General features: G+C 36.2%; 21 protein-coding genes. 17 read left to right on the forward strand and 4 right to left on the reverse strand.

Annotated elements, in window-relative coordinates; all coding sequences use genetic code 11:
* Positions 1–9: 9 nt before the first annotated feature.
* Positions 10–618, forward strand: a complete 609-nt coding sequence (locus CDH49_RS00810; protein ID WP_100613419.1) for a MarR family winged helix-turn-helix transcriptional regulator — start codon at positions 10–12, stop codon at positions 616–618.
* Here CDH49_RS00810 and dnaE read toward each other — a convergent pair.
* On the reverse strand, positions 611–4999 hold the full coding sequence (gene dnaE, locus CDH49_RS00815) for a DNA polymerase III subunit alpha (RefSeq protein WP_100613420.1): 4389 nt from the start codon (positions 4997–4999) through the stop codon (positions 611–613). The genes CDH49_RS00810 and dnaE overlap by 8 nt on opposite strands.
* 170 nt (positions 5000–5169) lie before the next feature.
* On the opposite strand from dnaE, the gene CDH49_RS00820 reads away from it, so the two are divergent.
* The 6 genes from CDH49_RS00820 (at position 5170) to CDH49_RS00845 (ending at position 10555) form a co-directional block, all read left to right on the forward strand.
* Positions 5170–6231, forward strand: coding sequence for a lactonase family protein (locus tag CDH49_RS00820; RefSeq protein WP_100613421.1), 1062 nt, complete (start codon positions 5170–5172; stop codon positions 6229–6231).
* Between the two features lie 95 nt (positions 6232–6326).
* A complete protein-coding gene (locus tag CDH49_RS00825) occupies positions 6327–6875 on the forward strand; it encodes a 30S ribosomal protein S16 (protein WP_100613422.1) in 549 nt (182 codons plus the stop codon).
* Positions 6876–7027: 152 nt separating this feature from the next.
* Positions 7028–7552 (forward strand): ribosome maturation factor RimM, encoded by a 525-nt coding sequence (gene rimM, locus CDH49_RS00830; protein ID WP_100613423.1) that lies wholly within the window; start codon positions 7028–7030, stop codon positions 7550–7552.
* A 53-nt stretch (positions 7553–7605) separates the two neighbouring features.
* Positions 7606–8265, forward strand: coding sequence for a tRNA1(Val) (adenine(37)-N6)-methyltransferase (locus CDH49_RS00835; protein WP_100614431.1), 660 nt, complete (start codon positions 7606–7608; stop codon positions 8263–8265).
* Positions 8266–8372: 107 nt separating this feature from the next.
* On the forward strand, positions 8373–9551 hold the full coding sequence (locus CDH49_RS00840) for an acyl-CoA dehydrogenase family protein (protein ID WP_100613424.1): 1179 nt from the start codon (positions 8373–8375) through the stop codon (positions 9549–9551).
* Between the two features lie 104 nt (positions 9552–9655).
* The gene (locus CDH49_RS00845) at positions 9656–10555 is read left to right on the forward strand and encodes a metallophosphoesterase family protein (protein WP_100613425.1); all 900 of its coding nucleotides are present in this window, start codon (positions 9656–9658) and stop codon (positions 10553–10555) included.
* Here CDH49_RS00845 and CDH49_RS00850 read toward each other — a convergent pair.
* Positions 10552–10881, reverse strand: coding sequence for a 2Fe-2S iron-sulfur cluster-binding family protein (locus CDH49_RS00850; protein WP_100613426.1), 330 nt, complete (start codon positions 10879–10881; stop codon positions 10552–10554). The two genes, CDH49_RS00845 and CDH49_RS00850, sit on opposite strands and share 4 nt — an antisense overlap.
* Positions 10882–11109: 228 nt before the next feature.
* Here CDH49_RS00850 and CDH49_RS00855 point away from each other — a divergent pair, with 228 nt between their 5' ends.
* The 7 genes from CDH49_RS00855 to CDH49_RS00885 are packed head-to-tail and all read left to right on the forward strand — an operon-like array spanning position 11110 to position 16552.
* Entirely contained in the window at positions 11110–11538 is a 429-nt protein-coding gene (locus tag CDH49_RS00855) for a SoxR reducing system RseC family protein (protein WP_100613427.1), read from the forward strand.
* A 5-nt stretch (positions 11539–11543) separates the two neighbouring features.
* Positions 11544–12434: a Fe-S cluster domain-containing protein gene (locus tag CDH49_RS00860; RefSeq protein ID WP_100613428.1), complete on the forward strand. Its 891-nt coding sequence runs from the start codon at positions 11544–11546 to the stop codon at positions 12432–12434.
* Complete coding sequence (gene rsxC / locus CDH49_RS00865) at positions 12427–13755, forward strand: electron transport complex subunit RsxC (RefSeq protein ID WP_100613429.1); 1329 nt, start codon at positions 12427–12429, stop codon at positions 13753–13755. The genes CDH49_RS00860 and rsxC overlap by 8 nt, the downstream gene beginning before the upstream one ends.
* 2 nt (positions 13756–13757) lie before the next feature.
* Positions 13758–14768 (forward strand): RnfABCDGE type electron transport complex subunit D, encoded by a 1011-nt coding sequence (locus CDH49_RS00870; protein WP_100613430.1) that lies wholly within the window; start codon positions 13758–13760, stop codon positions 14766–14768.
* Positions 14769–14770: 2 nt separating this feature from the next.
* Positions 14771–15367: an RnfABCDGE type electron transport complex subunit G gene (locus CDH49_RS00875; RefSeq protein ID WP_100613431.1), complete on the forward strand. Its 597-nt coding sequence runs from the start codon at positions 14771–14773 to the stop codon at positions 15365–15367.
* A 4-nt stretch (positions 15368–15371) separates the two neighbouring features.
* Positions 15372–15974, forward strand: a complete 603-nt coding sequence (locus CDH49_RS00880) for an RnfABCDGE type electron transport complex subunit E (protein WP_204524795.1) — start codon at positions 15372–15374, stop codon at positions 15972–15974.
* Between the two features lie 2 nt (positions 15975–15976).
* On the forward strand, positions 15977–16552 hold the full coding sequence (locus CDH49_RS00885) for an electron transport complex protein RnfA (protein WP_100613432.1): 576 nt from the start codon (positions 15977–15979) through the stop codon (positions 16550–16552).
* Positions 16553–16559: 7 nt separating this feature from the next.
* Here CDH49_RS00885 and CDH49_RS00890 read toward each other — a convergent pair whose 3' ends face one another.
* Positions 16560–17573 carry a 2-oxoacid:ferredoxin oxidoreductase subunit beta gene (locus CDH49_RS00890; protein WP_100614433.1) on the reverse strand — a complete coding sequence of 338 codons (1014 nt, stop codon included), beginning with the start codon at positions 17571–17573 and terminating at the stop codon, positions 16560–16562.
* Between the two features lie 2 nt (positions 17574–17575).
* Positions 17576–19432, reverse strand: a complete 1857-nt coding sequence (locus CDH49_RS00895; RefSeq protein ID WP_100613433.1) for a 2-oxoacid:acceptor oxidoreductase subunit alpha — start codon at positions 19430–19432, stop codon at positions 17576–17578.
* Between the two features lie 157 nt (positions 19433–19589).
* Between CDH49_RS00895 and CDH49_RS00900 the strand changes: the two genes are divergently transcribed.
* The 3 genes from CDH49_RS00900 to CDH49_RS00910 all read left to right on the forward strand — a co-directional run bounded on the left by CDH49_RS00900 (position 19590) and on the right by CDH49_RS00910 (position 24192).
* Positions 19590–19940, forward strand: coding sequence for a 4Fe-4S dicluster domain-containing protein (locus CDH49_RS00900; RefSeq protein ID WP_100614434.1), 351 nt, complete (start codon positions 19590–19592; stop codon positions 19938–19940).
* Between the two features lie 241 nt (positions 19941–20181).
* Positions 20182–23715 carry a pyruvate:ferredoxin (flavodoxin) oxidoreductase gene (gene nifJ / locus CDH49_RS00905; RefSeq protein WP_100613434.1) on the forward strand — a complete coding sequence of 1178 codons (3534 nt, stop codon included), beginning with the start codon at positions 20182–20184 and terminating at the stop codon, positions 23713–23715.
* A 99-nt stretch (positions 23716–23814) separates the two neighbouring features.
* Positions 23815–24192 (forward strand): HEPN domain-containing protein, encoded by a 378-nt coding sequence (locus tag CDH49_RS00910; RefSeq protein ID WP_100613435.1) that lies wholly within the window; start codon positions 23815–23817, stop codon positions 24190–24192.
* The last annotated feature ends 26 nt before the right edge of the window (positions 24193–24218 follow it).

Genomic DNA, 24218 nt, shown 5'->3' on the forward strand with positions numbered 1-24218 from the left:
GCATTTTTTATGGAAAATAATGTGTTTGACCCACAGAATCAAGAAACAGACCTTTCAAGCAAAATAGTTGCTGGCTTAGAACGCATTTCTGAAGCTTTCAAGGTATTACTATGGGAAAAAGCGACTGCATTGGGCATAAGCCCTATACAGATACAAATACTTATTTTTATTGCTTACCATAAACCGGCATTGTGCAATGTGAGTCATTTAGCAAAAGAATTTAATGTATCAAAACCTACCATTAGCGATGCCATTAGATCTTTGGATAAAAAAGGATTTATTGAAAAGGACCATTCATCATCAGACAACAGAAGTTATACCATTAAGTTATCCGATTCAGGAGTAAACATAGTTTCCAATACCGAAAACTTTGCATATCCATTAAAAAAACAATTAAGTAGCATTCATCCATCTGATCTGGAAACCCTTTTTAAAGCGTTGAGCACTTTTATTTATCAGCTTAATAGACATGGTATTTTAACCGTACAAAGAACATGTTATGCATGTAAATTCTATAACAACAACTTAAACTCCCACTATTGCAATCTTTTAGAAAAAGAATTATTAAACTCTGAAATTAGAATTGATTGTCATGAATTTGAGGATAAAATTAATTAAGCTTAAAATACACCTCTTGATTCTCCAATTCACTAAGTAATTCTTGTGAGATTTTCACTTTTTGTTTTCTACTGGGCATTTGTAACTTTATTTGTTCTTTATGATCATAGATTACAAAATTAAGCATGTGATTACCCGGATGCATGTGCATTAAATCTTTTAATTGCGCTATTTTATCCGCTTTTAAATCTTCAATATTAAGTTGAATGGATAATTTTTTAGCATAATTTTCCATCACATCGTGCAGCAATTGGAAACTATTAAACTGCAAACGGGGTTCACTCATGTTACCTGTTTCTTTGTTTATCCAACCTTCACGAATCAATGTTTTAACGAACACAAAATTGTTTTTCATTAAAAAGTGTCTGAATTTTAGATATTCTTCTCCGAAAATGCGGAACTCAAAACTATCGGTATAATCTTCAACAGTAAATGATGCCCAACCTTTACCTTGTTTGCTCACTCGGTATTGCACATCGGTAACTACGCCCCCAAAAACCAGTTCTCTATTTACAAATGCATTTAAATCCTTAAACAAAGCCAAACTAGCATTACAGAAGGTATTCATTTCAATTTTAAAATCATCTAGCGGGTGACCAGAAATATAAATACCAACCACTTCTTTTTCCCTAGCCAATTTTTCCATTGTGCCCCATTCTTCGCATGGTGGCACTTGTGGCTCTGCTATTTGCACATCACTGGCATCACCAAACAAACTGACCTGCGCCGAGTTTTCGTTGTCTTGATGCTTGGCGCCATAGCGAATCGCCTTTTCTAAAAAGGTAATGCCATCGCCATCATCATGAAAATATTGGGCGCGATGTGTTATTTTAAATCCATCAAAACCCCCAGCTAAAGCCAAGTTTTCAAAAGCCTTTTTATTAGCAGCCCGTAAATCGATACGCTTAGCAAAGTCGAAAATGGATTTATAGGGCCCTTCTTTTTTTCTATTTTCCACAATGGTTACTACGGCACCGTGACCCACTCCTTTAATTGCACCCATGCCAAAACGCACAGCACCATCTTTATTTACCGAAAACTTGTAATAAGATTCATTGACATCTGGACCAAGCACGGGTAACTTCATACGCTTACATTCTTCCATAAAGAAAGTGACTTGCTTAATATCGTTCATGTTATTGGATAACACCGCTGCCATATACTCCGCAGGATAATGCGCTTTTAAATATGCTGTTTGATAGGCTATCCATGCATAACAGGTGGAATGCGATTTATTAAACGCATAACTCGCAAAGGCTTCCCAATCTTTCCAAACTTTTTCCAAAATTTTGGCATCATGACCATTCGCGCTGGCTTGTTCTACAAATTTTGGCTTCATTTTATCGAGTACCGAAATTTGCTTTTTTCCCATGGCTTTACGTAATACATCCGCTTCACCTTTTGTAAATCCAGCAAGTTTTTGCGACAGAAGCATCACCTGCTCTTGATACACCGTAATACCATAGGTTTCCTTTAGGTATTCTTCCATGGCAGGTAAATCGTATTCAATCACCTCAGCACCATGTTTTCTTCGGACAAAACTGGGAATATACTCCATGGGTCCCGGGCGATAGAGTGCATTCATCGCAATTAAATCTTCAAAAACGGTAGGTTTTAAATCTTTAAGATGTTTTTGCATACCGGGCGACTCGTATTGGAACACACCAACAGTTTCACCTTTTTGGAATAACTCATAGGTTTTATCATCATCCAACGGAAAATTATCAGGGTCTAATGTAATGCCGTGTTTTGCCTTGACTATTTTAACCGTGTCCTTAATTAAGGTCAATGTTTTCAGTCCTAAGAAATCCATTTTTAACAATCCGGCTTCTTCAACGACCGAGTTATCAAATTGGGTAACATATAAATCGGAATCCTTTGCGGTGGCAACTGGGACGAATTTGGTAATATCGTCTGGTGTAATAATAACGCCGCAGGCATGAATACCTGTATTTCTAACAGAACCTTCAAGTATGCGTGCCAGATTTACAGTTTCGGCTTCCAAACCATCGCCTTCAGAAATGTTTAATAATTGATTGATTTTATCTAAGTCTTCAGACCGAAACTTGCTGTTCAATTCCTTTTCGGTTAAACCAAAAATCCGATCTAGTTTGGACATGGTCGGAATTAATTTGGCAATTCTATCGGCATCAAATAATGGTAAATCCAATACACGTGCGGTATCACGAATAGACGATTTAGCAGCCATCGTACCATAAGTAATGATCTGCGCTACCTGATTACTTCCATATTTTTTGATAACGTAATCCATAACCCTGCTTCGACCTTCATCATCAAAATCGATGTCAATATCGGGCATGCTGATACGGTCGGGGTTAAGGAATCTCTCAAAAAGCAAATCGTACTTAAGCGGATCAATATTAGTAATCCATAGGCAATAAGCAACCACCGAACCTGCCGCAGAACCACGCCCTGGCCCCACCGAAACATCCATATTGCGGGCTTCACGAATAAAATCTTCTACAATCAAGAAATACCCGGGATAACCTGTATTTTGAATAACATCGAGTTCAAAATCAATACGTTCCTTAATATCATCAGGAAAGTCTTCACCATACCTTTTTTTGGCTCCTTGATAGGTTAAATGACGTAAATAAGCATTTTCACCACGCTTACCGCCATCAACCAAATCTTCTTTATTTTTAAACGATTCGGGAATGTCAAAGGCCGGCAGTAAGACTTCTCTAGCCAAACTATACGTTTCGATTTTATCAACGACTTCCTGAATATTTGTAATTGCTTCGGGCAAATCCTTGAATAAGGCTTTCATCTCTTCCGAAGACTTAAAATAATAATCTTGGTTTGGCAAACCATATCGGTATCCGCGACCGCGACCAATAGGTGTAGCTTGTTTTTCGCCATCTTTTACACATAGTAAAATATCATGGGCGTTGGCATCTTCTTTTTTGCGATAATAGGTATTGTTTGTCGCAACTAATTTAATAGCATGCTTTTTTGAAAACTCTATGAGCACCGAATTCACTCTATTTTCATCTTCTTGTTTATGGCGCATAAGTTCAATATACAAATCATCGCCAAACTGTTCTTTCCACCAAAGCAAGGCTTCTTCAGCTTGATTTTCGCCAACGTTTAAAACTTTGCTGGGTACTTCGCCATATAAATTTCCTGTTAAAACAATCAGGTCTTCTTTGTATTGCTGAATGAGATTTCTATCGATTCTAGGTAAATAATAAAACCCATCTACAAAAGCATGTGATGACAATTTAGCCAGATTGTGATATCCCTTTTTGCTTTTTGCCAAAAATACGATTTGATACCCATTGTCCTTTCTGGTTTTATCGGTATGGTCTTCACAGACAAAAAACTCACAACCTAAAATGGGCTTGATTTCTTTAGCTGTTGGCGTTTCTGCTTTTTCTATAGCGGCATCATTTTTTGCTTTTACTGCTCTATTATGATTACTGACGGATTTAACAAAGTGAAACGCCCCCATCATATTGGCATGATCGGTTAAGGCTACCGCTGGCATGTTGTGTTCTGCAGCAGCCGCAACCAAATCATCAATACTTATGGTTGACTGCAAAACCGAAAACTGGGAATGGTTGTGAAGATGAACAAAATCAACATCAGCTAAATCAGATATATTTTGTTTTATGTCCTCAGTAGAAATAGTTTCAACCTTAACGTTTTTAAGACGCTCTTTAATTTTAGCACTTTCTTGTTTTAGGTTAATATGCTTTAATCCGATAAGTTGAATCGTTTTCGGATTTGCTTCATTAAAATCCTTAAAATAATTTGGTTGAACATCGAGCTGTTCTTTGGTATATTCCCCTAAACGAACCAACTCCAAAAAGCAACGTGTGGTTGCCTCCACATCGGCTGTGGCATTATGTGCTTCAGCAAAAGGCTCATTAAATAAAAACTCATGTAATTCCGTTAAAGTTGGCAATTTAAACTTTCCATAGCGTCCGCCTGGAATTTGGCATAAACTCGCGGTATGTTCGGTACAAGTATCTAAAACAGGGAGTTCTTGTAGTGGGTTTGCAACATTTTCACGTACAAATTCGGCCCCCATAATATTCAAGTCGAATGTCACATTTTGTCCGACCACAAATTTGGTTTTGCTTAAAGCTTCATTAAATTTTTCTAAAACCTCAGCTAGTGGAATACCTTGTTCTTGGGCTAATTCGGTTGAAATACCATGCACTTTTTCGGCATCATAAGGGATATTAAATCCGTCTGGTTGCACCAAATAATCTTGATGTTCAATACAATTACCCATAGCATCATGTAATTGCCATGCTATTTGAATACAGCGCGGCCAATTATCAACATCGGTAATAGGCGCATCCCATCGTTTTGGCAATCCTGTGGTTTCGGTATCGAAAATTAAATACATTTTTTGGTTTAGATGCTTGTTGTTAAGTCGTTTAGAGATTTTAAACGAAGTTTATAAAATTACATAGAATTTATGCTTTTTTGAATTGAAGTTATTAAGAGTTTTGAACAAAGACCAAATACTTTTTTAAATTAAAATACCCTATTTTTGAAACTATCAAACAAAATACCATGAGCATTAAACTTTTAACATTAGGCTTAGCGATGTCGTTTTTAAGCAGTAAAGCACAAAATATTCCACTGTACATTGGCACCTATACCGATGGCACTAGTGAAGGCATTTACAAATTAGAATTTAACCCAGCAACTGGGGAACTTAGTAATTTACAATTAGCAGGAATTACTCAAAGCCCATCATTTATAGCCTATTCACCAAACAAAAAGTATTTGTATGCCGTCAACGAAAGTCTTGAGGGCTTCGTTTCCGCATACAAAATTCAAGAAAATGGTCAGTTGCAATTTTTAAATAAAGTAGATAGTAATGGCAAAGGGCCTTGTCATATTTCTTTAAACAGACAAGGAAACAAAGCCGTAGTATCCAACTATGGTGGAGGTACTGCTTCCATTTATAACATTGCAAGGGACGGAAAACTCAATGAAGCGTCACAGGTTTTTGATTATAATACGGCAGATAGAAAATCGCATGCACATTCGGCACAATTTTTTAAAGACGAATTATTTATTGCCGATTTAGGTATGAATGCCTTGTATCAATACAAATTAAAAAATGACACGTATGAATTAGCCTTACCAGACATTGTTCAGATGGAAGGAAATCCAGGCCCTCGACATTTCGCCATAACAAAAACAGGTCAATTTATCTATATTATAAATGAATATGGAAGTTCAGTAACTTCAGTTAAAAGAACAGATACTGGTTTTGAACAGATTGATTACGATTCAACCCTAGATGAAAACTATAAAGGGAAAAATTCGTGCGCCGATATTCATTTGTCAAAAAATGAACTTTACTTATACGGCTCAAACAGAGGCGAAAATTCCATTGTCGTCTATAAAAGAAATAAAATAGATGGCACTATTGAAAAAATTCAAACCATGCCTGTTCATGGTGATTGGCCAAGAAATTTTACGTTAGACCCAACCGGGAAATTTTTACTGGTAGCCAATCAAAGAAGTCAGAATATCACTGTTTTTAAAGTTGATACCCCAACAGGAAAACTCTCTTTTTTAAATGAGGTAAAAGTGCCCAGTCCTGTTTGTTTATTGTTTTAAGAAAAGTCCAATTATTAATTGTTAATTGTTAATTATTAATTATCTTTGCGCCCTTATTAATAACCGAGGTCGAGAACCTCAAATAATTAATTATTATGCCTGTAAAAATTAGATTACAAAGACATGGTAAAAAAGGGAAACCTTTTTACTGGATCGTAGCAGCCGATGCACGTTCAAAAAGAGATGGTAAATACCTAGAAAAATTAGGAACTTACAACCCAAACACAAACCCAGCTAGTATAGATTTAAATGTTGATGGTGCCGTAACTTGGTTACAAAATGGTGCTCAACCAACAGATACAGCTAAAGCCATTTTATCTTATAAAGGTGCTTTACTTAAAAATCATTTAGTAGGTGGTGTTAGAAAAGGTGCTTTAACAGAAGAACAAGCTGAAGCAAAATTCAATGCTTGGTTAGATGAAAAAGCAGGAAAAGTTGGCGCAAAAACAGATGGTTTAGCAAAAGCGCAAGCGGAGGCTAAAGCAAAAGCTTTAGAAGCAGAAAAAGCTGCTAATGAAGCTCGTATCGCTGCCGCAGTTCCAGTTGCGGAAGAAGTAGCGGAAGAAGAAGTAGAAGCTGTTGTTGAAGAAACAGCAGAGGCTACAACTGAAGAAGCAGCTCCTGAAGTTAAAGAAGAAGAATAAAAAACAGTATTTTTTTTATACTTTTAAACTCCGATATAACTATCGGAGTTTTTTATGGAACGCCATTTTATAAAACTGAATTAATTTCAGTTTCTTAATTAATTTTATAAAGACCCTGAAATTAATTCAGGGTGATAAATCAAAGATTTATCATGAAAAAAGAAGATTGTTTTTACTTAGGTAAAATTGTTAGAAAATATAGTTTTAATGGCGAATTGCTAATAAAATTGGATACCGATGAACCCGAACTCTATGAAAACTTAGATGCCATGTTTGTTGATGTTCGAGGAACATTCATCCCGTTTTTTATAGAACATTCCCAACTTCATAAATCCGATTTACTACGTGTGCAATTTGAGGATGTTACCAATGAAGCGGATGCCGATGCGCTCATAAAAAGTGAGGTATATTTACCTTTGGAGTTTTTGCCTAAACTAGAAGGCAATAAATTTTATTTCCATGAAGTGATTGGTTTTACCATGGAAGACAAAAACTACGGTAAAGTTGGTATTATTAAATCCATTAACGACACCACAGCTCAAGCACTTTTTGAAGTCGAAAATGATGGTAAGGAAATCTTAATCCCCATGAATGATCAATTTATTGTAAAAGTGGATAGGAAAACAAAAACCATTATTGTGGATACGCCTGAGGGGTTAATTGATTTGTATCTTTAATTTTGAAACCTTTCCAGTTCAAACAATTCGAAGTCCAACAAGATAAGTGCGCCATGAAAATTGGCACAGATGCCGTACTCCTTGGAGCTTGGACTTCTATAAAAAATAATCCGTTTTCCATTTTAGATATTGGTGCAGGCACAGGTATTTTAAGTTTAATGTTAGCGCAACGTTCTTCTGCTGAAACAATTGATGCCATTGAAATTGATGCTGATGCCTACGAACAATGTGTCAATAATTTTGAGGAATCGCCTTGGGGAGACCGTTTGTTTTGCTACCATGCGTCATTAGAAGAATTTATTGAAGAAATGGAAGAGCAATACGATTTAATTATCTGTAATCCTCCATTCTATAGTGAAGATTATAAAACAGAAAAATCATCTCGTGATTTGGCGCGTTTTCAAGATGCTATGCCCTTTGAACATTTAATTGAAAGCGTCTCAAAATTACTTTCTGAAGAAGGCGTGTTTTCAGTAATAATTCCTTTTAAAGAAGAAGGGACATTTATTGCTTTGGCTTCAAAATATAATCTTTTCCCTAATCGGATATTGCACGTTAAAGGCAATCCTTCTTCCGAAATAAAACGAAGCCTTATGGAGTTTTCTTTCCTTGAAAGCGACACAGAAATAAGTGAATTAATTATTGAGACTGAAAGGCATCAATATACCGAAGACTACATTAATCTGACGAAAGATTTCTATTTAAAAATGTAATCAAATCGGGGTAGATTAAGTAAATTTGAGAGATTACAATGATGATTTTTCAAAAAAATCAATGATTTGTTAATTATTTTCTTTTGAAAATCTTTAATCCTCATCTTATGAAGCCAGATTTATTTGAATCTCCAGACTATTACCATCTTGATGATTTACTCACCGATGAACATAAATTAGTTAGAAGTGCCACGCGTGCATGGGTAAAACGCGACGTATCTCCCATTATTGAAGAATATGCCCAAAAAGCCGAATTCCCAATGCAAATTATTAGTGGACTGGCAGACATTGGTGCTTTTGGATCTTATATTCCAGTAGAATATGGCGGTGCGGGTTTAGACCAAATCTCCTATGGATTAATTATGCAGGAAATTGAACGCGGTGATTCTGGAATTCGCTCAACGGCTTCTGTGCAATCATCTTTAGTGATGTATCCCATTTGGAAATATGGCAACGAAACACAACGTCAAAAATATTTACCAAAACTGGCAAGTGGCGAATGGATGGGCTGTTTTGGTTTAACGGAGCCAGACCATGGTAGCAATCCATCAGATATGGTAACTAATTTTAAAGACAAAGGCGACCATTATTTATTAAATGGCGCAAAAATGTGGATTAGCAATGCTCCTTTCGCACAAGTAGCCGTGGTTTGGGCTAAAGATGAAAATAACAGGATACATGGCTTGATTGTGGAGCGAGGCATGGAAGGATTTAGCACTCCTGAAACGCATAATAAATGGTCACTTCGCGCCAGTGCTACAGGCGAACTTATTTTTGATAATGTTAAAGTGCCCAAAGAAAATATATTGCCCAACAAATCTGGCTTAGGCGCACCTTTGGGGTGTTTAGACTCTGCCCGTTATGGTATTGCTTGGGGCGTTATTGGTGCTGCTATGGATTGTTATGATACTGCACTTCGTTACAGTAAAGAACGTATGCAATTTGGGAAACCCATTGGCCAATTTCAACTGCAGCAAAAAAAACTGGCTGAAATGATTACCGAAATCACTAAAGCACAACTTTTAACGTGGCGATTAGGGGTTTTGCGTAATGAGGGCAAAGCAACTTCGGCACAAATATCGATGGCAAAACGTAATAATGTGAATATGGCGATTAACATTGCCCGCGAAGCGAGACAAATACTCGGTGGCATGGGAATTACAGGCGAATACTCCATCATGCGCCATTCCATGAATCTTGAAAGTGTCATTACATATGAAGGCACTCATGATATCCATCTATTAATTACCGGTTTGGATATTACTGGGTTGAATGCTTTTAAATGATAACCATAGGCTGTTTAATGGTTCACTAGAATGGGTAAATCGAAAAATAATTCCTCTATCTTTTAGATAAACCTTTTTATTGAAATTTGTTTACTTTTACTCGCATGCTTACATCCAAAAAAAGACTAGATAACGCTTATAAAAATGCGAAGATCATCGAATTTGATGATACAAGTAAACTTATTTTATTTAGTGATTGCCACCGTGGCGATAACAGTTTTGCGGATGATTTTGCCAATAACCGCAACATTTATTTCCATGCGCTAAAGCATTATTATGCAGCAGGGTTTCAATACTGTGAAATCGGCGATGGCGATGAACTTTGGGAAAATATTTTTTTTAAATCCATTTTTGAAGCCCATAAATACGTGTATATGTTGATGAAGGAATTTCATCAACAAAATCGTTTACACATGATTTGGGGAAACCACGACATGGTTTATAAAGATCCAGATTTTGTAAAAAAACATTTGTCAACGTATTTCGATCCCAAAACAGGAGAAGATGCTCCCTTGTTTACTAACATTCAATACCATGAAGGGATTGTTTTAAAGCATAGCAAAACCAATCAACAACTATTTTTAACCCATGGGCATCAAACAGATTGGTGGAACTATTTATTTTGGAAATGGAGCCGTTTTATGGTTCGAGTTCTCTGGAAACCATTAAATGTTATGGGTATTGCAGACCCTACGAGTCCTGCAAAAAACTACAAAGAACTTATAAGGGTTGAAAGAAGGACCAAAAAATGGATTATCGAAAATAATAATTTATTAACCATAACGGGACATACACACAGACCGCGTTTTCCGGAGCCTGGAGGCATCGCCTATTTCAATGCTGGAAGCTGTGTGCATCCCAGAAGCATCACCGGACTTGAAATTGAAAATGGGGAAATAGCGCTTGTAAAATGGGAAATAGACACCAATGATGATGGTGTGCTTCAAATTTTCAGATACGTTTTGGAAGGTCCAAGAAGATTATTGGATTATAAAACCGATTAACTTTCAGGAGCTAATTCAACAACCAAACCTTCCATATCTGGTGTCATTTGTATTTGGCAACCCAACCTGCTATTGCCTTTCACATTAAATGCTTCCGATAACATTGCTTCTTCATCATCACTCATTTCTGGCAAATCAATTGTGCTCAATATATAACATTGGCAAGATGCACACATGGCCATACCTCCGCAAACCCCAATAGTGCCTTCAGGAGCTAGTTCATAAGATCTTACCACTTCCATAAGGTTCATCGCCATATCAGTTGGAGCCAATACAGTATGTTCTATTCCTTCTCTATCAGTTATTCTTATTGTAATATCAGACATGCAATTCTTTTTTTGGCAAAAATAATAAAAAAACCGTAACCCCTACTAATTTAATAGACTAAATATCAAACTTAACTATTTTACTGTTCAAATTCCTTTTTCATATAAGAATTTTAATTCTAGAAAGGACAAAATAAGTTAATTCTAAACCTAACATAAATCATATTATTCCCTATATGAATATACTACCTTCACATTGTAATTTATGATGATAACGGGAATAATTGTATGTCTTCGGAAATAACTAATAAAAACACGTTCGTTCACTATGGAATTATTTCTAATATAGTGGGCGATTCCATTACCGTTAATTTAGAACAAAATACACATTGTGAATCGTGCCATGCTAAAGGAACCTGTGGTATTTCAGACTCTAAAACAAAAGAAATTGAAATAACAAACCCCAACAATACTTTTAAAACCAACGAACGTGTTTGTGTCGTTTTAAAAAAAACATTGGGGTTAAAAGCCATCTTATGGGCCTATCTAATTCCTTTTACATTAATGTTCGCTACTTTAATAATAAGCTCTAGCATTTTAAAAGAATGGATCGCAGGGTTACTATCTCTTTTGATATTACTTCCTTATTATATACTCCTGTATTTTTTTAAAAATACCTTTAAAAGCATATTCAAAATCTCCATATTAAAAACATAATTGAAATGTCTGATTCCGTTTTATATAGTGTTCTTTTATTAGCTTCTTTAGGGGTGGTAGCAGCCATTATGTTGTATGTGGTTTCCAAAAAATTCTATGTATTTGAAAATCCTTTAATTGCTGAAGTAGAGGAATTATTGCCCTCGGCAAATTGTGGTGGCTGTGGTTCACCTGGTTGCAAAGCGTTTGCTGAAAAACTTGTTAATACGGAAGATATTTCAGATTTATTTTGCCCTGTAGGAGGAAATGAGGTCATGAAACAAGTAGCCGCTGTTTTAGGTAAAGAAGTTGCCGAAAAAGATCCTACCCTTGCTGTTTTACGCTGTCAAGGCGGCTGTGATGTGAGACCAAAAACCACCGAATACCAAGGCCCAAGAACCTGTGCCATTTCTGCCATGATTTATAGTGGCGAAACCGATTGCCAATATGGTTGTTTGGGCGATGGCGATTGTGTTAACGTTTGCAAGTTTGATGCCATGTATATGGACGAGTCCACTGGTTTACCTGTAATTATAACAGATAAATGTACCTCATGTGGCGCTTGTGTTGAGGCTTGCCCTAGAGACATCATTGAAATGCGTCCAAAACATAAAAGAGATTTAAAAATTTTTGTTGGTTGCTTAAATGAAGATAAGGCTGGTATCGCTAAAAAAGCATGCGACGTGGCCTGTATTGGATGCTCTAAATGCCAAGATATATGCCCTAAAGACGCCGTTTTAATGGTGAATAATTTGGCCTATATAGACCCTGTAATATGCACCCTTTGCAGAAAATGTGTAGAAGTTTGTCCAACAAATTCTATTATAGAAACAAACTTTCCTCCAAAAAAAGTGAAAAAGGTTGAGTCAGAATCTGAAGCGAATGTGGAATCCATAAACTTAAAAACCGATGCTTAAAACATTTCCAAAAGGCGGCATTCATCCTCCAGAAAATAAAATCACGTCATCCAAAGGCATCAAAAAAATGACTTTACCCAAAGTTGTTTATGTCCCCATATCACAACACATTGGGATTCCCGCAGAAATAACAGTGGATGTAAAAGATAAAGTTGAAATCGGCCAAGTAATTGCTAAATCAGGTGGATTTATGTCTTCAAATATACATTCGCCAGTGGCTGGAACAGTTACCAAATTAGACAAAATTATAGACACCAGTGGTTACAAAAAACAATGTATTGTAATAAGAACCGATCTTAAAGATGAATCTAATTTTACAGATACAGCATACCCTTTAAAAACAACCATCACATTAGAACCTAAAGCGATTTTACAAAAAATAAATGATTCAGGTATTGTTGGTTTAGGAGGTGCCACCTTTCCGTCACATGTTAAATTAAGCATTAAAGAAGGCACAAAATTAGACCACCTCATCATTAATGGTGTAGAATGTGAACCTTATTTAACCGCAGACCATCGATTAATGCTTGAAAAAGCAGAAGAAATTATAGTTGGCATCAAAATTTTAATGTTCGCTTTACATATTGACAAAGCTATCATTGGCATTGAAAACAATAAATCTGATGCCATTGAAACATTTAAAAAAATAATAACTAAGGACGACCATATTAAAATTGCTGCTTTAAAAGTGAAGTACCCACAAGGAGGCGAAAAGCAATTGGTAAGAGCTTTATTAAACAGGGAAGTTCCCAAAAACGGATTGCCTTTAGATGTTGGTGTCATTGTTCATAATGTAGGGACCATTTTTGCCATTTACCAAGCCATTCAACATAACATCCCCTTAATAGAACGTGTTGTTACCGTAACCGGTAAAAAATTAGAAAACCCATCAAATTATTGGGTCAAAATAGGAACACCGATTACAGATTTGGTGAATGAAGTTGGGGGTTTGCCCGAAGACACCCGTAAAATTGTGAATGGTGGCCCCATGATGGGAAAGGCCATAAAAAATATGGACGTTCCAGTGACTAAAGGGACTTCTGGAATTCTAGTTATTTCTGAAGACGAAGCCAGCAGAGGGGAACCAAAAAACTGTATCAGATGTGGTGAATGTGTCGATGTTTGCCCTATGGGATTAGAACCACATCTCTTAATGAATTTATCAGAAAAAGGCATGTATGAAAAAGCAAGTGCCGAAGACATTATGACCTGTATTGAATGTGGTTCCTGTAGTTATGTTTGTCCGTCACATCGCCCTTTATTAGATTATATACGCTTTGGAAAAAATAGTGTCAAAAAAATGAATACCTCAAAAAATTAAACATGAGCGCTCAGCCAATCATTGTATCTGCCTCTCCACATGTTCATTCAGACAGAACATCAAAAAAACTCATGTACGATGTGGTCATCGCATTAATACCCGCTTTTTTAGTTTCTGTCTATGTCTTTGGAATTAGTGCTTTAATAGTAACCTCGGTCGCCATAATATCTTGTATTGTATTTGAATATGTAATTCAGAAATACCTCTTAAAAGCAGATGTGACCATAACCGATGGTTCCGCATTAATTACCGGTATTTTACTGGCATTTAACCTGCCTTCCAACTTACCTATTTGGATGATTATTACAGGTAGTTTGGTTGCTATAGGCGTTGCTAAATTATCATTTGGAGGTTTAGGGTTTAATATTTTCAACCCAGCGTTGGTGGGTCGTGTGTTTTTATTGATATCATTTCCCGTGCAAATGACGAGTTGGCCAACTGCTTTTGTAAACAACACGAGCGTTGTTGATGCTGTTACTGGCGCTACTTCTTTAGGTATTATAAAAGAGGGATTGAACATGGGCGAAACCATGACCGAAATCAGCGCTAAAATTCCTTCTTCCATAGACATGTTGTTTGGTTTTACAAGTGGTTCATTAGGCGAAATGTCGGCTTTGGCATTAATAGTTGGAGGACTTTATTTAATAATTCGGAAGGTTATTTCATGGCATATTCCTATAACACTATTGGCAACTATTTTTATTATGACTGCCATTTTTTGGGTGGCAAACCCAGAACACTATGCCAACCCTTTAATCCACTTGTTAACTGGAGGTGCTATTCTGGGTGCTTTTTTTATGGCAACAGATTTAGTAACCAGCCCAATGACCAAAAAAGGGATGGTAATTTTTGCTATTGGTATTGGTATCATCACAGTTGTTATACGGCTTTTTGGTGCTTATCCTGAAGGCATTTCGTTTGCTATTTTAATCATGAATGCCTTTGTGCCTTTAATCAATAAGTTCTTTAAACCCAGAAGATTTGGCGCTAAAATAAAATCTAAAATTGTGTGATGATGAGTAAAAAAGAATCAACATTTATAAGCATGGCGCTGTCTCTTTTAGTGATAACACTCATTTCTGGTTTCGCTTTGGGGTTTGTAAACGATTTAACCATAGAACCAAAAGCCAAAGCCAAACTTGAACGAAAAATTAATGCCATAAAATTAGTGTTGCCAGAATTTGACAATAACCCCGTGGAAGCCCGAAAATTAGTTAAGTCTGAATTGGCAAAAGACAGCATCGAAATTTACCCGGCTTACAAAAACAATGTATTTGTTGGAGTCGCAGTTATTGGCTCTTCTGAAAAAGGATTTAGTGGCTTGATTAAAATCATGGTTGGTTTTAAACCAGACGGCACCATTCAAAACATCGCGGTTTTAGAACAAAAGGAAACCCCAGGTCTTGGAACAAAAATTAAGGACGAATCATTTTTACAACAATTCAGGGATAAAAATCCGTCAACGTTCAATTTAAAAGTTAAAAAAGATGGCGGGGAAGTTGATGCCTTAACCGGAGCAACCATTAGTTCTAGAGCTTTTACCGAATCGGCTCAATTAGCGTTCGATGAATTATTGATAAACCTTGATGCTATCAGTACATCTAAACAATAAGATTATGGCAGAAATGAATCAAAAACAAAATTTCCTAAAAGGCATTATTAAAGAAAACCCCATTTTCGTCATGCTTTTGGGTATGTGCCCAACTTTAGGGGTTACCTCATCTGCATTTAATGGGTTAGGTATGGGCGTCGCTACGTTATTTGTTTTATTAATGTCTAATATAGTGGTGTCGTTGGTTAAAAATTTAATCCCAGCTAAAGTCAGAATCCCCGCTTTTATCATCATTATTGCCTCATTTGTTACTATTGTTGAGATGATCTTAGAAGCATTTGTTCCTCTTTTATATGAACAACTAGGCATTTTTATACCATTGATAGTCGTCAACTGCATCATCTTGGGAAGAGCCGAAGCATTCGCTTCAAAAAACAATGTACTGTCATCCATTTTTGATGCCTTAGGCATGGGAATTGGTTTTGTGTTAGCGCTAACCATTTTAGGGTCTGTTCGTGAAATATTAGGTAGTGGAAGTTTGTTTGGACTAATATTCCTTCCTGAAACTGCCAACACCTTTATATTATTTATTTTACCCCCTGGAGCTTTTATTGCCCTCGCCTATTTAACGGTTATGTTTAATAGATTAACCAGTAAAACAACGTAGTCATGGATTATATAATCATACTTATAGCTGCCGTTTTTGTCAATAACATTGTCTTATCACAATTTTTAGGCATTTGTCCTTTTTTAGGTGTTTCCAACAAAGTATCTACATCTGTGGGCATGTCTGGAGCAGTTTTGTTCGTAATGACCATAGCAACAACCGTTACTTATTTATTAAACCAATACGTTTTAATTCCTGTCGGATTGGATTATTTAAGAACCATTACCTTTATTTTGGTTATTGCTGCACTAGTGCAAATGGTAGAGATTATTCTAAAAAAAGTGAGTCCGCCATTATACCAAGCATTAGGTGTTTTTCTGCCTTTAATAACTACTAACTGTGCCGTTTTGGGGGTTGCCATATTAGCTTTAGGTTTAGAAAATGGCAGTTTGGTGAAAGCGGTGTTTTTCGCCATATCAAACTCTTTGGGATTTAGTTTAGCTTTGATTGTTTTTGCTAGCATTAGGGAGCATTTGGAACTTGCCAACATCCCTGAAGGTATGAAGGGGGTACCGATAAATTTATTGGTTGCCGGACTTTTATCTTTAGCTTTTTTAGGTTTTACGGCATTAGTATAAAAAAATCTTAGTCTACTTTATACGTTTCTCCAGAGAAGAATAAATCATCTGCTTTTGTAAATTTCGAATTTGCTTTCACTTGTTTCGTTACTTCAGCTTCACGCTCTTCCAGCGTTAAATCATTATAACTTCTAATAATGCCTGTTGACAAGGGATATTCCAATCTTACCAACATTTGATGCATTGTAGGATCCTTTTCTTTGGCGTCATGAATCAGTATATCGGCTTCCGTAATACCATTTTCACCAATAGTTACCACTTCCAATTTCAAATTATTTAAAACCAACCCTTTATCTCTATCCTTGCCAAAAATCATGGGTTTACCGTGTTCTAGATATATAAGTTTATCTTCTTTCACGTCTTTGCTGGTGACATTAGAATAGCATCCATCATTAAAAATGACACAATTTTGCAAGACTTCAATTAACGCCGTTCCTTTAAAATGATGTGCTTCAATTAACATTTGACCTATATCTTTGGGCGAATTACCGCTTATTCTCCCATAGAATCGTGCGCCTGCACCTAGCGCTAATTCACCGGGATTAAAAGGTGGTTGCGTATTTCCGTAAGGTGAAGATTTTGTTTTTTGTCCTACCGTGGACGTAGGTGAAAACTGCCCTTTTGTTAATCCGTAAATCTCATTATTAAATAAAATAATATTTAAATCAATGTTCCTTCTCAATACATGAATGAAATGATTTCCACCAATTGCCATGGCATCACCATCGCCTGTTGCCACCCAAACACTTAAACTTGGGTTGGCTAATTTAACGCCAGAAGCAATTGCAGGTGCTCTCCCATGAATGGTATGCATACCATAGGTATCTATATAATATGGAAAACGGGATGAACAGCCAATACCCGACACAAACACAACGTCCTCTTTTTTTACGCCCATTTCTGGAAGTGCTTTCTGCATGGAACGCAAAATAACATAATCATCACAACCAGGGCACCATCTTACTTCCTGATCGCTCTCAAAATCCTTATAGGTATATTTATTTTCTACAGCTGTTTCCATAATCATTTTATCAGTTTTTTAAATGCTTCCATTAATTCTGAGTTTCCAAAAGGCAAGCCTTGAATCTTATTGTATTGTAAAAATTCAATACCTGTAAAGTGCATTCTGAGTATATTCACAAACTGACCGTTATTCAATTCGCAAACAACAATTTTTTTGAATTTGGTTAATAAATCACCTATGTTTTTAGGAAGTGGATTGATGTAATTAAAATGAGCTAATCCAATATTTTTATAGCCTTCATGATTCATTTGCTTAACAGCGGAATGTAGCGACCCATAAGTGCCGCCCCAACCAACCACCAATAAATCGCCAGTAGTTGCGAATTCAGTTTTAATTTCTGGTATAACGTCTTGAACACGTTTTACTTTTTCAGCCCTTACTTTGGTCATTATTTCATGATTCTCGGGCGCATGACTCACATTACCTGTGATGCTATCTTTTTCCAATCCGCCGATTCTATGTTCCAATCCAGTAGTTCCTGGAATAGCCCAATTTCTAGCTAAAGTCTGTTCATTTCTTATATAAGGAGACCAATTATCATCTCCTTCTTTTACAAGGTTGTTTTTTATTTCTGGTAAATCCTCTATGCTTTGTATTTTCCAGGGAGCCGATCCATTGGCAATGTAGCCATCTGTTAACAGTATAACAGGAGTCATATGTTCCAGAGCGAGTTTGGCTGCTTGGAAGGCAAAATCGAAACAATTAGCAGGCGTACTTGCTGCAATAACAATAGCTGGGCTTTCACCATTTCTACCATACATGGCTTGAAATAAATCGGATTGTTCTGTTTTTGTAGGTAGACCAGTTGATGGTCCTCCGCGTTGTACATTCACAACCACGATTGGCAATTCCATCATAATAGCCAACCCTAACGCTTCACCTTTCAATGCCAATCCAGGGCCAGAGGTTGTTGTAATCGCTAAATCGCCAGCAAAAGCAGCCCCAATAGCTGATGAAATACCTGCTATCTCATCTTCCGCCTGAAAAGCTTTTACGCCAAAATGTTTGTGTTTTACCAATTCATGTAGGATATCTGTAGCTGGCGTAATGGGATATGATCCTAAAAACAATTCCAATCCCGATTTTTCTGCAGCCGCTAAAAAGCCCCAAGCTGTCGCTGTGTTACCCATAATAACCCGATAGGTACCAGAAGGCATTTTGGCAGGAGACACAGAATAGGCGTTAGGGATGAATTCTAAAGTTTCAGCAAAATGATATCCCGCTTTTAAAACCTTTGTATTAACATCAATTAAATGCGGTTCTTTTCTGAACTTTTTCTTGAAAAAATCAATGGTATGCTCGGTCGTTCTTCCATACATCCAATAAACCATACCTAAAGCAAACATATTTTTACTTCTAGTGATGGTTTTATTGTCTAATCCTTCAATATCCTTTAAAGCCTCTTTAGTTAATGAGGTCATATCTACTTTAACAACTCTGTAATTATTTAAAGTATCGTCTTCAAGGGGATTGGTTTTGTATTGTGCTTTCTCCAGATTTTTTCTGTTGAAGGCATCCGTGTCAACAATAATGGTATGCCCCGGTTTTAATGCATATAAGTTTGTTTTTAAACTCGCAGGATTCATTGCCACTAATAAATCTAAATTATCTCCAGGCGTGCTTACTTCAACGCTTCCAATATGAACTTGAAAACCCGAAACCCCAAACAAACTACCTTGTGGGGCCCTGATTTCGGATGGATAATTAGGAAATGTGGCAATATCATTACCAAACATAGCCGATGTATCAGTAAACTGGGTTCCTGTTAACTGCATGCCATCTCCAGAATCGCCAACAAAACGAATAACTACAGTTTCTAATGCTTCTGATTGAAGGTTTGATTTTTCTACTATCATAATAAATACCCGTTAATTAATTTAAATACAACTAGGTGCTATATGCCTACAATACAATCAAATATAGTTTCTCTTTTCAAGATTAAATATGACTTTTATCATTTACTAGAAGCTTAATTAGGATTAATATTGTATGTACTTTAAACATTTAGAAATTATGGCTATAATAATAACAGAGGAATGTATAAACTGTGATGCTTGTATAGCTGAATGTCCAAACAACGCAATCTATGAGCCTGATCAAAATTGGTCTTATTCTGATGAAACTGCACTAAAAGGATTAGTCACCACTCCGTATGGAAAGGAAGTTGATGCAGATGCAGAAAACGATCCAATTTCTAACGAGTTCTATTTTATTGTTCCAGATAAGTGTACAGAATGTAAAGGATTCCACGACGAACCGCAATGCGCTTCTGTATGCCCGGTAGATTGTTGCGTTTTAGACGAAAGCCATGTAGAAACCGAAGATGTTCTATTAGCTAAAAAAGCTTGGTTACATGGCGAATAAAACTATATTTTTAATTTGTAAATAACCTAACAACAGCATCATTAATCTACTTTGTGGTTTATTAACAAAAAGGGTATAAAATCATAATGATTTTATACCCTTTTTCATGCCATAAAGCCAGCAATCTTTTATATCGTTTATTAAAAATAGTTTTTTGTTTACCTGACATAAGTCATAGAATTAATCATATAATGTTCCTAATTTCACTAGACTTTTTTATCAGAAACAAATTAAAAATATTATGGAAAAAGCATTTGAAAAGCTCATATGTGATGCAAATGAAGCCGTAGCAAGAGTAGCCCATAAAACCAATGAAGTATGTGCTATTTACCCAATAACACCTGCATCACCCATGGGTGAACACGTAGATGTTTACAGTTCAAAGGGACAAAAAAATATTTGGAACAATATTCCTAGAATTGTTGAAATGCAGAGTGAAGGCGGTGCTGCTGGAGCCGTTCATGGTGCATTACAAACAGGTGCACTAACCACCACATTCACAGCTTCACAAGGGTTACTCCTTATGATTCCCAATATGTATAAAATAGCTGGAGAACTCTTACCAAATGTTATTCATGTGGCAGCAAGAACCATTGCTACACATGCTTTATCCATTTTCGGTGACCATTCGGATGTGATGGCGACACGGCAAACAGGTTTTGCCATGTTGTTTGGAAGCTCTGTCCAAGAAGCCCAAGATTTTGCCTTAATATCACAAGTGGCAACATTAAAATCCAGAGTGCCCTTTCTTAATATATTTGATGGGTTTAGAACATCGCATGAAATTTCAAAAATAGACGCCATCCCTGACAGCATTATTAAAGCGATGATGCCAGAAGATAAAATTATGGAGCACAAAAAACGCTCTTTAGATCCTGACCATCCAGTAATTAGGGGTACATCGCAAAACCCTGATGTGTTTTTTCAAGCACGAGAAGCTGCAAATGTATATTATGAAAGAGTACCAGATATTGTTCAACAAACAATGGATGAATTTTATAATCATACCGGACGACGCTATAATTTATTTGATTATATAGGCCATCTTGAAGCAGAACGTGTCATTATCATTATGGGTTCCGGCGAAGGCGCTGTTAAAGAAACCGTTCATGAATTGATTGAAAGAGGCGAAAAAGTAGGTGCTCTTTTAGTAAGATTGTACAGACCGTTCACAATTGATAAATTTATAGAAGTCCTTCCTAAAACAATTAAAAAAATAGCTGTTTTAGATAGAACCAAAGAACCAGGAAGCATTGGCGAACCATTGTATTTAGATGTTATTTCAGCATTAACTGAAAGTGGCATTGACATGCCAAAAGTTATTGGTGGTCGCTATGGATTATCCTCAAAAGAATTCACCCCAAGAATGGTTAAAGGTATTTATGACGAATTATTAAAAGCAAAACCTAAAAACCATTTCACTGTTGGCATTAATGATGATGTGACTTATACCAATTTAGAAATTGATGAAGATTTCACTATAAAACGCACTACTATTAATTGTATGTTTTATGGTTTAGGTTCTGATGGAACGGTAGGCGCCAACAAAAACTCCATTAAAATTATTGGTGAAACTACCGATAATTATGTGCAAGGCTACTTTGTGTACGACTCTAAAAAAGCAGGTGCCCAAACCATTTCACATTTGCGTTTTGGCCCAGACCCCATTCATTCTACCTATTTAATTGATAAAGCCGATTTTATTGCAAGCCATCAATTTAATTTTATAGAAAAATACAATATGCTTTCCGACCTTAAACAAGGCGGTACCTTTTTATTGAATTCCCCATTTTCAAAAGAGGAGATTTGGGATGTATTGCCGGAAAAGGTTCAAAAAGAAATCATTAAAAAAGAAGCAGAATTTTACATCGTTGACGCTAGTAGAGTTGCTCAAGAAGCTAATTTAGGCAAACGAGCCAATACCGTTTTACAAACATGTTTCTTTGCCATATCAGGAATTTTACCTAGAGAAGAAGCCATTCAAAAAATTAAGGATGCTATTGTAAAATCATATTCACACAAAGGAGAAAAAGTAATAAAAATGAACTTTAATGCGGTAGATAAAGCCATTGAAAATTTACAAAAAGTAGACTATCCTAAATCATCAACTAGTGAAAAACCATTATTGTCTGCTATGACTGATGCCCCTGATGGTTTTGTAAAAGAAGTTTTAGAAAAAATATTAGCAGGTGCCGGTGATGAACTTCCAGTAAGTGCATTCCCCGTAGATGGTACATTCCCCACAGGAACTACACAATATGAAAAACGTGGTATTGCAGATTTTATTCCCATATGGGAGGATGCCAGCTTGTGTACCCAATGCAACAAGTGTGTTGTTATTTGTCCGCATGCTGCCATCCGTTCAAAAGTGGTTTCAAATGATTTATTAGCTCATGCACCACAATCATTAAAACATGTTCCTGCCAAAGGAAGACCGTTTGATGCTGCAACAGAATCTTATGTATTACAAGTGTCTCCAGAAGATTGTACCGGTTGCGACCTTTGTGTGGCTGTTTGTCCTGCCGTAAGTAAAGAGATAGATGATTTTAAATCTATCAATATGAGAAAAAAACTGGATGTAATAACCGAAGAAGTTGCTAACTGGGATTATTTTATGAATCTTCCTTATTACGATAGAAACGAGCTTCAAATAACCAATATTAAAGGTTCACAATTTTTAGAACCCTTATTTGAGTTTTCCGGTGCTTGTTCAGGATGTGGAGAAACACCTTATATCAAATTATTAACTCAGTTATATGGCGATAGTATCTTGATTGCAAATGCCACAGGATGTTCTTCTATTTACGGTGGAAATTTACCAACAACACCCTATAAAACCAATGCTTTTGGCAGAGGCCCAGCTTGGGCAAATTCCTTGTTTGAAGATAATGCCGAATTTGGTTTAGGTATGCGATTGGCTCTTACCAAAAAACAAGAAATTGCGGTTGATTTACTAAAATCGTTAGAACCTATAGTAGGCAGTGACATTGTGGAATCAATAGTAACAAATCCAGAAGTAACTGAAACTGAAAAATCAAAAAAATTAGCGGACATTCAAGAACTTAAAACCATATTAACTAAGCTTGATAAAAATGAAGAGGCTATTAAATTAAACAACCTTAGCGAATACCTTCGTAAAAAAGCGGTTTGGATCATAGGTGGAGATGGTTGGGCTTATGACATAGGTTATGGTGGTGTTGATCATGTATTGGCCTCCGGTGAAGATATAAATATTTTAATACTGGATACGGAAGTTTACTCCAATACTGGGGGACAAACTTCAAAAGCAACCCCATTAGGAGCCAGTGCTAAGTTCTCAGTTTCTGGAAAACGAACCAGTAAAAAAAGCTTGGGATTACAGGCGATATCATACCAAAATGTCTATGTTGCCCAAGTTGCGATAGGCGCCAAAGATTTACAAACACTTAAAGCGTTAGAAGAAGCCGCTGCTTATCCGGGACCTTCCGTAATTATTGCTTATTCGCATTGCGGTGAACATGGATATGATTTAAAACATGGTCCTGAACAACAAGAAAAAGCTGTAGACTCTGGATATTGGCCACTGTTTAGATTTGACCCTTTACAACCAAAAGGGAAAAAATTTAGGTTAGATTCTAAAAAACCAACGATTCCTTTAAGTGATTTTATGTATAACGAAACCCGATTCACCAGAGTTGTAAAAGATGATGCGGCACTAGGGAAAGCATTGCTTAATCAAGCACAAGAGGAAGTGGATTCTAAATGGGAACGTTTAGAACTTTATAGAGACATGTAAACACGCTTTAGGCAATGTTTACATTTAAAAATCATTCTCCATACTATTAAAAAGTATGGAGAATGAATATTATTAATTATAACTATTAATTAATCTATTATGGAAACTGAAGCTATCAAATACTTTGTAAATGCTGCTCAAAAATTGGATCAAGCAAACAAAGAGTTGTTCAAACCAGAAGAAGACATTGTAACGTATTTAGTTTGCAAAAATTCTCAGTATGCGATTGAAAATTACTTAAGAGGCTATCTTTTAAGGAAAGAGGTTGAACCTAGTGAATACAAAACTATAGCTAGTCTTTATGAGCAATGTAAAAAAATAAATAAAGATTTTGAAAAAGTAGATTTATCAGAATTTAATTGTAAATCGTCTCTTGATTTAGATTCAAAATATTGCAACAATGTTTCAAAAGTTAACAAATGTTTTGATGCCGCAGATAGTTTAGATACGTTTCTTAGACAACAAAAAATCATTTAATTAACAGAACATATCATCAAAACCGT

The organism is Confluentibacter citreus, from assembly GCF_002807055.1.
GTDB classification, from domain to species: Bacteria; Bacteroidota; Bacteroidia; order Flavobacteriales; family Flavobacteriaceae; genus Confluentibacter; species Confluentibacter citreus.

Excerpts from the sequence above, each read along its gene's own strand:
- CDH49_RS00810 (WP_100613419.1), top strand. The coding sequence starts at position 10 with ATGGAAAATAATGTGTTTGACCCACAGAATCAAGAAACAGACCTTTCA.
- dnaE (WP_100613420.1), bottom strand. The coding sequence starts at position 4,999 with ATGTATTTAATTTTCGATACCGAAACCACAGGATTGCCAAAACGATGG.
- CDH49_RS00820 (WP_100613421.1), top strand. The coding sequence starts at position 5,170 with ATGAGCATTAAACTTTTAACATTAGGCTTAGCGATGTCGTTTTTAAGC.
- CDH49_RS00825 (WP_100613422.1), top strand. The coding sequence starts at position 6,327 with ATGCCTGTAAAAATTAGATTACAAAGACATGGTAAAAAAGGGAAACCT.
- rimM (WP_100613423.1), top strand. The coding sequence starts at position 7,028 with ATGAAAAAAGAAGATTGTTTTTACTTAGGTAAAATTGTTAGAAAATAT.
- CDH49_RS00835 (WP_100614431.1), top strand. The coding sequence starts at position 7,606 with ATGAAAATTGGCACAGATGCCGTACTCCTTGGAGCTTGGACTTCTATA.
- CDH49_RS00840 (WP_100613424.1), top strand. The coding sequence starts at position 8,373 with ATGAAGCCAGATTTATTTGAATCTCCAGACTATTACCATCTTGATGAT.
- CDH49_RS00845 (WP_100613425.1), top strand. The coding sequence starts at position 9,656 with ATGCTTACATCCAAAAAAAGACTAGATAACGCTTATAAAAATGCGAAG.
- CDH49_RS00850 (WP_100613426.1), bottom strand. The coding sequence starts at position 10,881 with ATGTCTGATATTACAATAAGAATAACTGATAGAGAAGGAATAGAACAT.
- CDH49_RS00855 (WP_100613427.1), top strand. The coding sequence starts at position 11,110 with ATGTCTTCGGAAATAACTAATAAAAACACGTTCGTTCACTATGGAATT.
- CDH49_RS00860 (WP_100613428.1), top strand. The coding sequence starts at position 11,544 with ATGTCTGATTCCGTTTTATATAGTGTTCTTTTATTAGCTTCTTTAGGG.
- rsxC (WP_100613429.1), top strand. The coding sequence starts at position 12,427 with ATGCTTAAAACATTTCCAAAAGGCGGCATTCATCCTCCAGAAAATAAA.
- CDH49_RS00870 (WP_100613430.1), top strand. The coding sequence starts at position 13,758 with ATGAGCGCTCAGCCAATCATTGTATCTGCCTCTCCACATGTTCATTCA.
- CDH49_RS00875 (WP_100613431.1), top strand. The coding sequence starts at position 14,771 with ATGAGTAAAAAAGAATCAACATTTATAAGCATGGCGCTGTCTCTTTTA.
- CDH49_RS00880 (WP_204524795.1), top strand. The coding sequence starts at position 15,372 with ATGGCAGAAATGAATCAAAAACAAAATTTCCTAAAAGGCATTATTAAA.
- CDH49_RS00885 (WP_100613432.1), top strand. The coding sequence starts at position 15,977 with ATGGATTATATAATCATACTTATAGCTGCCGTTTTTGTCAATAACATT.
- CDH49_RS00890 (WP_100614433.1), bottom strand. The coding sequence starts at position 17,573 with ATGGAAACAGCTGTAGAAAATAAATATACCTATAAGGATTTTGAGAGC.
- CDH49_RS00895 (WP_100613433.1), bottom strand. The coding sequence starts at position 19,432 with ATGATAGTAGAAAAATCAAACCTTCAATCAGAAGCATTAGAAACTGTA.
- CDH49_RS00900 (WP_100614434.1), top strand. The coding sequence starts at position 19,590 with ATGGCTATAATAATAACAGAGGAATGTATAAACTGTGATGCTTGTATA.
- nifJ (WP_100613434.1), top strand. The coding sequence starts at position 20,182 with ATGGAAAAAGCATTTGAAAAGCTCATATGTGATGCAAATGAAGCCGTA.
- CDH49_RS00910 (WP_100613435.1), top strand. The coding sequence starts at position 23,815 with ATGGAAACTGAAGCTATCAAATACTTTGTAAATGCTGCTCAAAAATTG.